The organism is Halococcus thailandensis JCM 13552 (assembly GCF_000336715.1).
GTDB lineage: Archaea > Halobacteriota > Halobacteria > Halobacteriales > Halococcaceae > Halococcus > Halococcus thailandensis.
On sequence record NZ_AOMF01000174.1, the window covers coordinates 165,070 to 179,513 of the forward strand.

12 protein-coding genes and 1 pseudogene are annotated in these 14,444 nt (G+C 63.4%); 7 read left to right on the forward strand and 6 right to left on the reverse strand.

Annotated elements, in window-relative coordinates; genetic code table 11:
* Position 1 precedes the first annotated feature (1 nt).
* From C451_RS18405 to C451_RS18415, 3 genes are all read left to right on the forward strand, one after another.
* Positions 2–1,090 (forward strand): Gfo/Idh/MocA family protein, encoded by a 1,089-nt coding sequence (locus C451_RS18405; protein ID WP_007742948.1) that lies wholly within the window; start codon positions 2–4, stop codon positions 1,088–1,090.
* A 130-nt stretch (positions 1,091–1,220) separates the two neighbouring features.
* Positions 1,221–1,868 carry a TetR/AcrR family transcriptional regulator gene (locus C451_RS18410; protein WP_007742950.1) on the forward strand — a complete coding sequence of 216 codons (648 nt, stop codon included), beginning with the start codon at positions 1,221–1,223 and terminating at the stop codon, positions 1,866–1,868.
* 112 nt (positions 1,869–1,980) lie between these two features.
* Positions 1,981–2,847 carry a universal stress protein gene (locus tag C451_RS18415; RefSeq protein ID WP_007742951.1) on the forward strand — a complete coding sequence of 289 codons (867 nt, stop codon included), beginning with the start codon at positions 1,981–1,983 and terminating at the stop codon, positions 2,845–2,847.
* 708 nt (positions 2,848–3,555) lie between these two features.
* Here the strand turns inward: C451_RS18415 and C451_RS18420 are convergent.
* Positions 3,556–4,683 carry an electron transfer flavoprotein subunit alpha/FixB family protein gene (locus C451_RS18420; RefSeq protein WP_007742952.1) on the reverse strand — a complete coding sequence of 376 codons (1,128 nt, stop codon included), beginning with the start codon at positions 4,681–4,683 and terminating at the stop codon, positions 3,556–3,558.
* Positions 4,680–5,552 (reverse strand): annotated as a pseudogene (locus C451_RS18425) (electron transfer flavoprotein subunit beta/FixA family protein). Before C451_RS18425 ends, C451_RS18420 begins: the two are co-directional and overlap by 4 nt.
* 216 nt (positions 5,553–5,768) lie before the next feature.
* Between C451_RS18425 and C451_RS18430 the strand changes: the two are divergent.
* Entirely contained in the window at positions 5,769–6,551 is a 783-nt protein-coding gene (locus C451_RS18430; protein ID WP_007742954.1) for an IclR family transcriptional regulator, read from the forward strand.
* Between the two features lie 105 nt (positions 6,552–6,656).
* The gene (locus tag C451_RS18435) at positions 6,657–7,625 is read left to right on the forward strand and encodes an MBL fold metallo-hydrolase (protein WP_007742955.1); all 969 of its coding nucleotides are present in this window, start codon (positions 6,657–6,659) and stop codon (positions 7,623–7,625) included.
* 9 nt (positions 7,626–7,634) lie between these two features.
* Here C451_RS18435 and C451_RS18440 read toward each other — a convergent pair whose 3' ends face one another.
* The 3 genes from C451_RS18440 to C451_RS18450 form a co-directional block, all read right to left on the reverse strand.
* Entirely contained in the window at positions 7,635–8,060 is a 426-nt protein-coding gene (locus tag C451_RS18440; protein ID WP_007742956.1) for a Zn-ribbon domain-containing OB-fold protein, read from the reverse strand.
* 104 nt (positions 8,061–8,164) lie between these two features.
* Positions 8,165–9,229: an FAS1-like dehydratase domain-containing protein gene (locus C451_RS18445; protein WP_007742957.1), complete on the reverse strand. Its 1,065-nt coding sequence runs from the start codon at positions 9,227–9,229 to the stop codon at positions 8,165–8,167.
* A gap of 12 nt (positions 9,230–9,241) precedes the next feature.
* The gene (locus C451_RS18450; RefSeq protein ID WP_007742958.1) at positions 9,242–10,423 is read right to left on the reverse strand and encodes a thiolase C-terminal domain-containing protein; all 1,182 of its coding nucleotides are present in this window, start codon (positions 10,421–10,423) and stop codon (positions 9,242–9,244) included.
* Positions 10,424–10,512: 89 nt separating this feature from the next.
* On the opposite strand from C451_RS18450, the gene C451_RS18455 reads away from it, so the two are divergent.
* The gene (locus tag C451_RS18455) at positions 10,513–11,289 is read left to right on the forward strand and encodes an SDR family NAD(P)-dependent oxidoreductase (protein ID WP_007742959.1); all 777 of its coding nucleotides are present in this window, start codon (positions 10,513–10,515) and stop codon (positions 11,287–11,289) included.
* Between the two features lie 771 nt (positions 11,290–12,060).
* Positions 12,061–13,218: a thiolase family protein gene (locus C451_RS18460; protein WP_007742960.1), complete on the forward strand. Its 1,158-nt coding sequence runs from the start codon at positions 12,061–12,063 to the stop codon at positions 13,216–13,218.
* Positions 13,219–13,322: 104 nt separating this feature from the next.
* Here the strand turns inward: C451_RS18460 and C451_RS18465 are convergent, their stop codons facing one another.
* Positions 13,323–14,444 carry an acyl-CoA dehydrogenase family protein gene (locus C451_RS18465; RefSeq protein WP_007742968.1) on the reverse strand — a complete coding sequence of 374 codons (1,122 nt, stop codon included), beginning with the start codon at positions 14,442–14,444 and terminating at the stop codon, positions 13,323–13,325.

Sequence of the window (14,444 nt, forward strand, 5' to 3'; positions counted from 1 at the left end):
TATGCCCTCCTCTTCTCCGACCATTGGGATCATCGGACTCGGGAACATCGGGCGATTTCACGCCGACCGACTCGTCGACAACGGGGCCGATATCGTCGGTAGCGATATCGACCCCGACGCCCGCAGCCGCTTCGCCGACTCGTACGCGACCACCGCCTACGCCGACGTCACCGACCTGTTCGACGACGCCGACGGCGTGATCGTCGCGACGCCGAACCGCTTCCACGAGGAGTACGCCATCGCGGCGCTCGACGCGGGGCTGGACGTCTTACTCGAAAAGCCGGTCGCCCACTCGCTCGAAAGCGCCGAGGCGATCGCTGCCGCCGCCGAGGAGCACGAGCGGTTCGTCATGACGGGGTTCAAAAACCGCTTCTCGAACCCCGTCGAGGTGCTCAAGAGCTTTCAGGAGGAGGGACGTTTCGGCACCCCTCGCCACGTCGAGGCGAACTACATCCGCCGGCGCGGCATCCCGGGGCGTGGCTCGTGGTTCACCAGCCAGTCGGCCTCGGGCGGCGGGTCGCTGATCGACATCGGCGTCCATGCGATCGATCTCGCCCTGTTCTTCCTCGATTTCCCGGAGGTCGTCGAGGTGTCGGCGACGACGCGCTCGGCGTTCGGCTCGCGCGAGGATTACGCCTATCTCGAAATGCTCGGCGAGGATCTCGGCCCGTCGGAGTTCAACGTCGACGACTCGGTGAGCGCGTTCATCCGTTGTGCCGACGGGGCGACGGTGAGCCTCGAAGCCGCGTGGGCGACCAACCGCCCGACCAACCACGAGTTCCTCCTCCGGGGGACCGAGGCGGGTGCGCTGTTCGACCGCAACGAGAACAGTCTGACGATCTACGAGAGCAGCAACGCCGGTGTCGACCATCTCACCGATACGACGGTGACGACGCGTCCGAACGACGACATGCTGGCCGAACAGGCTGCGTTCATCGAGGGTATCGAGAGTGGGACGCCGCCCGAACGGAACACGATCGCCGAGGGGCTGACCGTCCAGCGCGTCATCGACGCCATCTACCGATCGGCCGACGCCGGTCGTGCCGTGCGCCTCGACCGGACGCAGGACGCCACGGTCGAGCTCGACTGATCCGACCGCGACGCGTCGGTTTCCGTTCTCTCCGCCAGCATCCACGAATCACGATCGGCTCTCTGTCTCTCGCCGTGTGCCATACGTGGGACACAAACTATAACCGCTCGACTGGTTAACTAGATAGTTAGTGAGTGAGACGAACGCGGACGACATCGACGCGGCGGACGGCACTGCGGAGCAGGCGGATTCGGGGACGGCGAACGAGGCGATCATGGAGGCGACCTATCGGGCGCTCCGTACGCATGGGGCGGCCGATCTCTCCGTGCAGGCGATCGCCGACGAGTTCGACAAGAGCAAATCGCTGATCTTCTATCACTACGACTCGCGCGAGGATCTCCTCTCGTCGTTTCTCGCCTATCTCCTGGAGAACTTCAAGAACCGGGTCGCGGCCAGCGAGATCACGGATCCGGTGACACAGCTCGACGGGCTGATCGACAGCCTGCTGTACGGGCCCGACGACAACGAGTCCTTCCAGATCGCGATGCTCGAACTCCGCTCGCAGGCCCCGTTCAACGAGGCCTACCGCGATCAGTTCCGCCGGAATCGTGCGTACGTCCACCGGCTGACCGCGCGCGTGATCGACTGTGGGATCGACGACGGCGTCTTCGCTCCCGTCGATCCCGACTACATCGCGACGCTGCTGTTGACGATGATCGACGGCGCGCGCCTGCAGCTGGTGGTGCTCGGCGACGAGACGATCCTCGACACCACGCGTGCAGCGATCGACGACCGGCTCGACGAGACGCTGTTCGCCGAGCAAACGCCTTCCGATTGATACGGTGCACCCGTATGCCGGTGTCAGTACCGTTCACGACACGATTTTCCACACAGCCGTGAGACGCGTGTGATTTAACCACCGCAGGCGAAACGGTCGTCGAGAACGTTCGATGTACGACACCATCTTGGTCCCGACCGACGGCAGTGAGGGGGCAGAAGCGGCTGCACGACACGCATTGGCGCTCGCGAACGCGTTCGACAGCGATCTGCGCTTCCTGAGCGTCGTCGACGATCGCTCGTCGAGCAGCGGTTTCGCCGGACTCGATTCGCTCGCCGACGAGCAACGCGACGCGCTCGACGAGGGCGCAGCCGAGAACCTCCGATCGCTCGAAGCGCTCGCGACCGACGCCGCCATCCCGTTCGAGTCGACCGTCGAACACGGGATTCCCCACCGGACGATCCTCGATCACGCCGACGAGCACGACGCCGATCTCGTCGCGATGGGCACACACGGGCGCACGGGCCTCCAGCGCGTGTTCGTGGGTAGCGTCACCGAGCGCGTCGTCAGAACGAGCGACGTTCCCGTCTTCACGACGCGTGCAGCACCGGACGAGGACGCCGACTACGGTGACGTGCTGATCCCGACCGACGGCAGCGACGCCGCGACCGCCGCCGTCGAGCACGGACTGGCGATCGCCGACCGCTACGACGGCACCGTCCACGCGCTGTCGGTCGTCGATCTGAGTTCGATCACCGGCTCCTACGATACTGGCTCGATCGTCAAAGCCTGGAAGAGCGATTGCGAGCAAGCAGTCGCCGAGATCGCCGACGCGGCCGAGGATCGCGGGATCGACGTCGTCACCGACGTCGGCCAGAGCACACCCTATCGTGCGATCGAACGATACGTCGACGACGAGGGGATCGACCTCGTTGCGATGGGCACGCACGGGCGAACCGGACTCGAACGCTATCTCGTCGGGAGCGTGACCGCTCGCACGGTCAGAACGAGCGACGTTCCGGTGCTCACGACCCGATAGCTTCCGGCACCGATTCGACTACGACGAGATCGCGCGGGGACAGCAACTCCTTCGTACTGTTTTAGTACGCCTCCTCTTATCCACGAATCCTCTCACTCAACGATAGGAGTTCCTATACTAACTGAAATTGATTACTTCCAAATATGGTAAGACTACTGTTACTACTGAGGTCACAGTTGTGCAATGAGCACTCAACGATCATTCTCTTCGCATCGGTAGTGGTATCACGGACGCTTCGACTGATGGTCGTCGATCGTCCCGACTCTACGCCATCGAGTATATCACGATCTACGTCTCTCTACAATCCAGCGTTCCGGGTAAATAACACTGGAAAGACCATCTAAACGCCCTTCACCATGTTCACAAGCCATTGGTCTAACCAACGCATTCCAGCACAGAATGCTATCCACCATCGGATCGTACACCGTACCAACGACTTGTTCTACAGGGATAGTTGCTGGAGATTTTCCGAGCGCGAATCAACGAAACAACTCCTCATCACGTGCTACTTGAAAGCGTATCTATCACGCGAAAATCATTCCATATAGTCGATCGAAAGCAGGAACAGACAGTTTACCGTCATAGTAATATTCTGAATAGGTAGAAGATAGTAAGCCAAAACCGCCATCCGGACAATCTTGGAAAAATGGCTTCGTACAATCGGTGATCGATTCTCGCTAATACCGATAGCAGTGCTGCCCCCTCGTTTCAGAGCGCGGGCGGTTCGCCACCGAAGGCTTCGATGAGCGCGGGAACGACGTCGAAGAGATCGTCGACGACGCCGTAGTCGGCGAGATCGTAGATGGGAGCGCTCGCGTCGGTGTTGATGGCGACGATGGTGTCGGCACCCTTCATGCCGGCGACGTNGATGGGAGCGCTCGCGTCGGTGTTGATGGCGACGATGGTGTCGGCACCCTTCATGCCGGCGACGTGCTGGACGGCCCCCGAGATCCCGATGGCGATGTAGACATCAGGAGTGACGACTTTCCCGCTCTGTCCCACCTGTCGGTTTTTCGGGAGCCAGCCGTTGTCGACGATCGGGCGCGATGAAGAGAGCGTCGCGCCGAGGGTATCAGCGAGTTCTTCGACGAGCGCGATGTTCTCCTCTTCCTCGATACCGCGGCCGACACTCACGAGCACGTCGGCGTCGGTGATGTCGACGTCACCGCCGCCGACCTCTTGGAAGCCCGTGACCGTCGATCGGACGGCCGATTCGTCGATATCAACGTCGAACTCGTCGACCGTAGCCTCACCAGTACCCTCGGCGGGTGGCCACTCGCCGGGGCGGATCGTGAGCGCCACCCGGTCGGCGTCGACTTCGACGACGGTTTCGACTTTCGAGCCGTACATCTCGCGGGTGACCGAGAGGGTATCACCGTACTCGACGTCGATGGCGTCGGTGACGAGTGGCAGCGACAGACTGTTAGCAACAACCGGTGCGTAATCGAGCCCGTTGACGGTGTTGGGAAGCACGAGCAGTTCCGGAGCCAGTTCGTCGTAGAGCGCTTCGACGGTTTGCGTGTAGACGTCGTGGTTGAACTCNTTGACGGTGTTGGGAAGCACGAGCAGTTCCGGAGCCAGTTCGTCGTAGAGCGCTTCGACGGTTTGCGTGTAGACGTCGTGGTTGAACTCTTCTCCTTCGCTGACGGTGTGAATGGCGTCGACACCCTCGCGGTTCAGTTCCTCGGCGAAGCCGTCGACATCGCCACCGATAACTGCTACGTGGAGGTCACCACCGGTGGCGTCGGCGAGTTCGCGCCCGGCAGTGACGAGCTCGAAGCTCACGTCGCGGAGATCGCCGCGGCGGTGTTCGGCGACGGCGAGCACGTCGCTCATGCTTCGACCCCCTCGTCGCGGAGGAGTTCAGCGAGCTGATCGGCTTCCTCGTCGGGACTACCCTCGAAGAGGGTGGCGTCGCTTTCGGTCTCGGGCTCGTAGAGCTGTGTGAGCGATACTGAACTGTTGGTGACGCTGGCGTCGAGGCCTAACTCGTCGAGGGTTTTGGGGGCGATCTCCTTGGACTGGGCCTGTCGNCGTAGAGCTGTGTGAGCGATACTGAACTGTTGGTGACGCTGGCGTCGAGGCCTAACTCGTCGAGGGTTTTGGGGGCGATCTCCTTGGACTGGGCCTGTCGAATCCCGCGCAGGCTGGCGTAGCGCGGTTCGTTGATCCCCGTCTGGATCGTGAGTACGGCGGGCAGTTCCACATCCGTGAACTCCTCGACACCGCCTTCGAGTTCGCGATGAACGGAGGCAGTATCGGAGCCGGGTTCGTACTCCAGATCGTTGACGACGGCGGCCCACTCGAAGCCGACTTCCTCGGCGAGGGCGACACCGGTAGCACCGAAGGCGGTGTCGTCGGATTGGACGCCAGTGAGCACGAGATCGGGCTGTTCGTCCTCGACGACGGCCGCCAGGACGTCGGCTTTGGTCTCGCTGTCGAGATACTCCGTTTCTTCGAGTTCGTCGTCCCAGACGCGGACGGCGCGATCGACACCCTTGGCGAGCGCCATCCGGATGGTCTCGTCGGCGCGCTCGGGCCCGATCGTCACCGAGACCACCTCGACGTCGTCGCCCGCTTCCTGGAGCTGGACGCCCGCCTCGACGGCGTAGTNAGTTCAGGTACTGCTCGTCGATGGCCAGCCCGTCGATTTCGAACTCGTCCTCGACGTCGGCCACCTCCGCCACTGCCACCAGAACCTTCATACAGTCGTTCGTTTCCTCTTGCTATTAACGATACCGGTGTGTGCGACATCTTGCAGTCCGCGCGCTCGCGATCGATATTTCGGATGCAAACGCCATCGCCGAGCCACCCGTTGTGGTGACTGTACCAGCAACTGCCGATCCTCGCACACTGCTGTCCTGCTGCGCTGCTTTCGATATACACGAAACATTGATGTTGAATCGCCGGCCCAATGCTGTATGGATGCATCCGACACCGTGCCGATACAGTCGCTCAGGACCGCCAAGGACATCATCGACTTCCTGGTCGAGAACGACGGCGCAGGGGTGACCGAGACTGCCGAACGGATCGACAGACCGCTGAGCACGACCCACGAGTATCTCAGTACGTTGACCGAAATCGGCTACGTCATCCGTGGCGACGACGGCTACTACGTCAGCTCGCTCCATCTCTCGATTGGCACGGAAGTACGGAGCCAGGACCCGTTGTACGCGGCGGCGAAGCCGGAGATCGACAAGTTCGCCGCCGAGACTGACAACAACATCGTCCTGTTGAAGGAGGAGAACGGCTACGGCGTCACGCTCTACAGCGTCGAGAACGACGATTCGATGCGGATTCAGCCACGGGCGGGCAACCGCAACTATCTCCACATCAACGCGGGCGGCAAGGCCATTCTGGCGAGCCTCCCGCACGAACGGGTCGAGGAAATCGTCGAGCGCGTCGGGCTCGACGCCGTCACCGAGAACACGATCACCGATCGCGAGACGCTGTTCGAGGAGCTCGAAACGATCCGGGAGGTCGGCTACGCCGTCTCGCGCGAGGAGGACATCGTCGGCATCCACGAGATCGCGATCCCGATCCTCGTCGAGGACGCCCGCAACATCGGCTCGATCCTCGTCTACGGCCCGGCGAGCGAATTCACCGACGAGCGCCTCACCGAGGAGCTCCCCGAGGCGCTCAGCAGACTCAAGAACGTCCTGGAGTTCAACCTCACGTACGCACAGTACAGTACGACTCAGTGAGGACAGAGGCTCCCCGGTCGACGGCGACAGCTGTGCATCGGATTCTCCGTTTCACTGCCACGACCGACCCCGTAACGTTATTCCACTGCACTCCGAACTCGCTCCGTGACCAGCATCGATCGAATACCGCTGCCGACGCCCTTTGGCGTCGGGGATGTCAACTGTTACCTGCTACCGACGGCCGACCTCACCGTGATCGATCCCGGGCCGGAGACGGCCGACGCTCGGGCGGCACTCCGCTCGGGGCTGGACGAGCGTGGCCACTCCATCGAAGACGTCGCGAACGTCCTCATCACGCACCCGCACATGGATCACTTCGGCGGTGCACGGCGGCTCGCCGACGAGGCGGATGCGCGCGTCATCGCCCACGAGGACGCGGTCGAGCGTCTCGCGGCCCCGACCGGCCAGTTCGAGGACGAACAGGCGTTCTTCCACGGATTCTTGCGCTCGATGGGGATACCCGAAGACACCGTCGAGACGCTTCTCACGCTTCCCGAATCGTACACGGACTTCCAGAGCCCGGTCACGCCGGATCGGACGGTCGCCGACGGCGAGCGACTCGATCTCGGCGTCACCCTCGACTGCGTTCACACGCCGGGTCACGCCATCGGTTCGGTCTGTTATCGCCTCCGGAGTGAGAACGCCGTCTTCACCGGCGATCACGTGCTTCCGGACATCACGCCGAACCCGACGCTCACGACACTTCCTGGGAAAAGCGACGAGCGAACGCGGAGCCTCCCGACCTATCTCGCGTCACTCGAAAAACTCCGCACGGTCGACGAGACGGTCGGCTACGGCGGTCACGGCGAGCGAATGAAATCCCTCCAGGAACGTATCGACGAGACGATCGCCCACCATCACGAACGGAAAGAACACATCGCCGGAATGATTCCCGATTCGAAGCCGGGAACGACGGCCTATCGACTCATGAACGAGCTGTTTCCAGAGTTGCCCGCGACCGAGGGGTTCGTCGGTATCTCCGAGATCGTCGGCCATCTCGACCTGCTCGACGACGAGGGTCGACTCGACTGGCACAAAACCGACGGCGTCAGGAAATGCGTGCTCGACGACTGAGTAGCTATTTTAGGAGGGGCGGAACAGGGGGACCGTCGTCTCTTCGTTGACGTCCTCCCAGACCACTTCGACCGGCATACCGATCTCGACCGCTTCGGGGTCGACGTCGACGACCTGGGTGATGAGGCGGATGTCCTCGGTTCCATCGAGCAGGACGGTCGAGACGTTGTAGGGGGTGTGGTCCTCGTGGGCGGGGCTGGCGGCGTAGTGGGTCGTCGTGTACGTGTAAACCTCGCCGGTTCCGGGCACCTCCGCCCAGTCGACGTCGAACGACCGGCAGTCGGGACAGACCGGCGTGGGCGGGTGTCTGAGCGCGCCACAGTCCGCACACTGCTGGACGACGAGTTCGTGTCGGTTGCACGCCTCCCAGAACGGGGCGGTGTCGATCCCCTTCTCCGGGAGCGGGAAGATCTCCTCTCTGGTAGTACCTCTCATTGTCCTCGTCCTCCCCTTTCGGTCGCCGTGGAATAAACGTTCCGTCCGTTCGTCCGCCCGTGGTTCGACGGCATCGGTATCCGACTATCGCATCCCGTCATCGACTATTGCACCCCGTCCCTGACGAGCGCGACCGACGACGGACAGACGTCCCGGCCGTCGTTGTCCATCGTCACGGCGAGCTCGATCCGGCCCTCGGTCTCGTCGACGTCCGTGACCTCGGCTCCGACCGAGAGTTCGTCGCCGGCATAGGCCGTCCCCTGGATCGCGATCTCGCGCTCGGCGATCCGCCACTCCGGGCCGGCCCACTGCACCGCCACCCGGTCGGCCAATCCTTGAAGCGCCATCGTGTTGAGGAAGATCGTCTCGTTGCCCCGTGAGCGGGTGTACTCGGGATCGTGGTGATGACCCGAGAAGTCCCGCGTCGCGGCCGCGTTGTGGACGACTTTCGTGTACGTGACAGGGAATTCGTATCCTTCAACTGTATCGCCCGGCGAGACCTCGCCGACGTCGATCGACGCGTACGGATCGTCGGGTCCCTGTCCATCCGGTACGTCGACCGCACGACGGCCCTCGGCGAAGGGCGTATCGAACGATTCCGTCCGTTCCTCCTCGCCGTCTGCGCTGTAGCGGAGCATCACGTTCGACTCCTCGGCGACGAGTTCGCCACCACCGTCGCGGTAGGTCGTCTTCTCGGTGACGAAGTTGCCCGTCCCGACCCGCGTCTCCTTCTCCTCGCTCACGGACTCGATCGAGGTCTGCCAGTTCAGCTGCGTGCCGACCAGCAGCGGTCGATGGATCGTGGTCTTCGACTGCGTGTTGATGATCGTGTCCTTCCCGCCCGGCAACGGGACGTCCGTCACCGAGACGTCCTCGCCTTCCTCCTCGGCATCCGGGCCGGGTGTCCACTCCGGATCCATCTTCCAGGTCCAGAACAGACCCGGTGGACTCCGGATGGCCCCCCAGTGGTTCGCCGCGAAGCGCTCGTCCCAAAAGGACGGGTTCGCGTCCTCGATCAACTCGGCGTAGAACTGGATCATCGATCGGTTGACCGGCTCGGCCGCGAAGAACGTGTCTCCCGATCGACCGACCCACTCCTGTGCCTCCTCGAACGATCCCGTCGCTACGTCGATCGCCGTGACGTCGTCGTTGCTGTTGTCTGAACTCATGTTTGTGTGTAACTACGCGGGCGAGAGGATCAGCCCGCTGTGGGGGGTCACGCCCGGCCCGCTGGCGACGAGACTGTACTCGACGTCGTCGACCTGTGTCGGCGAGGTACCCCTGACCTGTCGAGCGGCCTCGACGACCAGATTGAACCCGTGGATGTACGCCTCCGAGAGATTCCCACCAGAAGTGTTGATCGGGAGGTCGGCGTCGGGCCCGATGGCGTTACCGTCTTCGAACAGTTTTCCGGCCTCGCCGCGGGGCGCGAACCCGTAATCTTCGGCGGTCATCAGCACCATGCCGGTGAAGTTCTCGTAGAGCTGGGCGACGTCGATGTCGTCGGGCGTGAGCCCGGCGCTCTCGAACAGCCGATCGGCGACCCGGGCGGCGTTCGAGGTCGGGTAGTCCTCGAGCGGCATGTTGTGCGAGGAGAGGACGCCGCTGCCCCAGCCCGGGCCACCGCCCTGTGCGGCGGAGGTAATCTCGACGGCCGGCTGTGGCAGGTCGGCGGCGTTCTCGGCGGAGGTAACGAGCACGGCACAGGCCCCGTCGCTCTCCAGACAGCAGTCGTAGAGCTTGTACGGGTCGGTGATCGGCGGCGAGTCCATGTAGTCGTCCATCGTCATCTCGCGGTCGTGCATCACGGCCCGCGGGTTCCGGTTCGCGTGGGCTCGCGAGGTGAGCGCGACGTGACCCAGATGCTCCTGTGGGACGTCGTACTCGTGCATGTAGCGCTGTGCGGGCAGCGCGTACATCTGCGGCGGGGTTTCGAGCCCCAGTGAGTGGGCGAACGCGTCGGTACCCTCCGCGTAGTCGATCCCCTGTGTCTGGCCACGACGGCCGAACTGGCCCTGACAGAGCGCGCGGTAGGCGACGACGTACTCCGCCGCGCCCGATTCGACGGCCATCGCGGCGTTCATCACCGCGGCGGAGCCACCGCAGCCACCGCCGCCCCAGACCTTGTTCGAGAACTTCACTTCCGGGATGCCGAGCGCGTCGGCGACGAGCGAACCCTTGTTCCGATCGTTCGCGTACGACGAGAAGCCGTCGACGTCCTCGATGTCGACGCCGGCGTCCCCGGCGGCGTTCTCGATCGCTTCACAGGCGAGTTCGAACTCGCTGCGGTCGGTCATCTCGCCCTGTTTGACGTATTCGGTCTCGCCGAGTCCGACGATACATGCGTCTGAATTCCACGGCATACCAACTCATCCATGGTCCGAGTAATAAATCCCCCGGACGTGCCGGGAGCAGTAGGTTTAATACTCCGACCTCGGAATCGCCGTTCGCAATGGACCTCGGAATCAGCGACAAGACCGCCGTCGTCACCGGCGGCGGTGGCCGGATCGGCAGCGCCGACTGTGAGATACTCGCCGACGAAGGCGCGGACGTCTACTGTCTCGACGTGGACCTGGAGGGTGCCGAGTCGGTCGCGGCCGACCTCGACGACCGCGACGGCAACGTCGAACCGATCGAATGTGACCTCACCGATCGCGATGGCGTCGCCTCGACGATCGAGGCGATCCGCGAGGAGAGCGGCGGCGTCGACATCCTCGTCAACAACGCGGCGGCGGTCGACGCGCGCTCGAAGCTCGAAAACTACGACGACGACCTCTGGGACCGCGACGTGGCGGTCAACCTCACCGGGACGTACAACATCACCCGTGAGGTCTTCCCCGCGATGTGCGAGCGTGGCTGGGGTCGCGTCGTGAACATGACGTCGATCGCGGGCTGGCTCGGCGGGTTCGGCCAGGCTTCCTACTCGGCGACGAAATCTGCACTCATCGGCTTCGGCAAGACGCTCGCGCTCGAAGGTGCACAGTCGGGCGTCACCGCGAACATCGTCGCCCCGAGTCTCGCGGCGAGCGAGCTCGCCGATCTGGAACTGGAGGAGATCGAGGCGATGGACGAGCACATGCACCGGATCGTGGAGATGATCCCGATGCGTCGGGCCGGCCGCGAGGAGGACGTCGCGAACCTCGTCGCCTACCTGTCGAGCGAGCAGGCGAACTACGTCACCGGTCAGCTCGTCGGCGTCACCGGCGGTGCGGACCTGTTCGCGTTCTAAGCGCCGACTACGATACAGCGGACGATTCGATCGCGACAGAACGCCGCGATCCGTCCTTTCGTTTCACGATCCTTCGATCAGCGTCGCGTGAGACGACGCATGGGACCGACATTATGGAGACAGACATCCCGAAAAATTCGACGTTATCGAAAAATTAGTTTGGAGGTCTATACCTGCCGTTCTGTGGGTTGTACAGTCCGAATCGACGCTGGGATCCCGACCGTTTCGTCGGCAACTGCGAAGCCACGGACAGGCCTGTCCCGGCCTGCGGCCCAATAGCAGTATCTACCCTCCAAATTCGACAATATCGAAAATCTCCCTTCGGTGCATTCGTGGCGCATCCAGAACACCACATCGCAGTCGCGCACTGTCGTGGCCCGCTCGATCACGAGATCGGTGTCGGCCGGGGCCATCACAATCAGAATAACAGCAGTAACTCTGTTATTCTCGGAGCGGCTGATAACTCCTGTTCGGTAGCTCTGGTGTAGAACCGACAGCTCGAATTGAGAGACGAATGAGGGGAAAGAGCGGCACGGGATTAAAAATGGTCGATGATTATCGATTGATTCGACCATGCCGAAACATCTCTTGTTAGATCTGTCGAAAACACGCTTCACATACTGCGCTTCCCGCCTGGGTTCGATACTATCGTATTTTCGGAGTGAGGACGGGGATAGTTCGTCGGTTGGCACTGACGTCGATCGGATCGTTTCGCTCGCGTCGCCAAAACATTCAAGCGTTCCCAAAGCGTCCGATGGGATAGCATACCCAATGAACGATCCTGTTATCGTCGACTGCGTCAGAACGCCGTTCGGAGCCGACGGGGGCGTGTTCCGCGACACGCACCCCCAGGACCTCGCGGCCGCACCGCTACGCGCGCTCGAAGAACGGGTCGGGTTCGACCCCGCGTCCACTGTCGACGACGCCGCGATCGGCTGTGTCACCGCCGTCGACAAGCAGGGGAGCAACATCGGCCGACACGCGACGATGGTCGCCGGGTGGGGCGACGCGGTCCCCGGCTTCCAGCTCAACCGGATGTGTGGCTCGGGCCAGACGACACTCAATCTCGCCGCCGCGAGCGTGAAGTCGGGCTACCGTGACGTGATGATCGCCGGTGGCGTCGAGCATATGACTGACCATCCCATCGGGGACGACGCGGGCGAACGCAGCGAGACCTACCACGAGCAGTTCCCCGTCGGCAGCCAGACCAACCAGTTCCAGGGGGCCGAACTCATCGCCGATCGCTGGGACATCACCCGCGAGGACGTCGATTCGATCGCCCTCGACTCCCAACGCCGCTGGAAGGAGGCGTGGGATGCCGGCCACTACGACAGTCAGGTGACGCCCGTCGAGACCGAACTCGACGGCGAGGAGATCACGGTAGAGGTCGACGAACATCCCCGGCCGGAGACGGACCGGGAGACGCTGTCGAACTTGCCAGTCATCGCGCGGGAGGAGGGCGACGGCGTCATCCACGCGGGCAACTCCTCGGGTGTCGTCGACGGCTCGGCAGCGCTGCTGGTCGCGGACCCCGACGTCGCCGATGATCGCGGCTGGGACCCGATGGCCCGCATTGTCGATACGCACATCGTCGGCGTCTCGCCCGAGACGATCCTCACCGGGCCGCTACCCGCGACCAACGAGATCCTCGCGGCGAACGACATGACCGGGTCGGACATCGACCTGTTCGAGTGCAACGAGGCGTTCGCGTCGGTCGTCGCGGCGTGGCTCCAAGACACCGACGCCGAGTGGGATCGAACCAACGTCTGGGGCGGGGCGATCGCCCACGGCCACCCGCTCGGCGCGACCGGCAGTATGCTCGTGACGAAACTCGCCCACCAACTCCAAGAGACTGGCCAGCGCTACGGGCTCTCGACGATGTGTATCGGGCTCGGCATGGGCGTCGCCACCATCATCGAACGAGTGTAGCGCGATACCACCTGAACTGTCGTTTTTCGGCGAATCGATGACCGAGAGATAACGGCAAAGCCGGTTCTCGATACCGATCGAAAAGAGACGGATCGCGGTCGATTCTACAGCCGGATGTCGGCGATCCGTCGGCGGTGTTCCGTCGGCGAGCCGAGGAGGTTCGCCCACGTTTTCGCCTGTTTGAGGAAGATGTGGCCGTCGTGGTCCCACGTGTAGCCCGTCGCGCCGTGGTTGAAGATATCGTCCTCGAAGAGTTCGCCACAGCGCTCGGTGCAGTACCAGGTCGCCCTCGAGACGGCCTGGCGTGCGTCGTCCTCGTCGTTCGCGATCGCCCACGCCGCGTAGTAGGTGAGCGATCGCGCGGCCTCCGCGTCGAGCCACATATCGGCGATGCGGTGTTTGACGGCCTGGAACTGCCCGATCGGTTTGTCGAACTGCTCGCGCTGCTTGCCGTACTCGACCGATCGGTCGACCGCCTCGTCGGCCCCGCCGACGAGCATCGCACACATCGAGACGTTGAGGCGATCGATAGCGCGCTTGAGCGCGTCCCCGCCACCGTCGACCGGGCCGAGCCGCGCGCCGGAGATCTCGACCGCGTCGAAGGTGAGTTCGTACAGCGGACGGGTCTTATCGAGGGTGTCGAGTCGCTCCGTCTCCGCCACCGCGGGATCGACGAAGAACAGTGTGATGCCGCCGTAGCCGGTGTCCTGGCGGGTTCGGGCGGGCACGACCACCCGGTCGACGCTTTCGGCGTAGGGCACGAGGGTCTTCGTCCCGTCGAGGCGATAGCCGTCGTCCGTGGGTTCGGCCTCCATCCGGATGGCTTCGGGAAGCGACTCGGTGGCGTCGTCGTAGAGCGCGACGCTCGCACGGAGGTCGCCGTCGGCGATCGCCGGCAGGAACTCCTCCTTCTGATCGTCGGTCCCGAGCTCCGCGAGCAACGGGACGGTGAATCCGAGCGTTTCGGGTAGCGGCCCCGGGAGCGCGACCCGGCCGGCCTCCTCGAACAGCAGTGAGAGATAGAGCAGGTCGTCACCCAGCCCGCCGTACTCGAGCGGGACGCTCAGCGCGGGGTAGTCCATCTCGGCGAGACCGTCCCAGACCTCGCCGACGACGTCCTCGCCGTCCATCTGTCGCCGGGCGAGCTCGATACCGCCCTCCGATTCGAGGTAGTCACGCACCGATTCCTGCATCTGTGTCTGTTCGTCCGAGAGCGTGAAATCCAT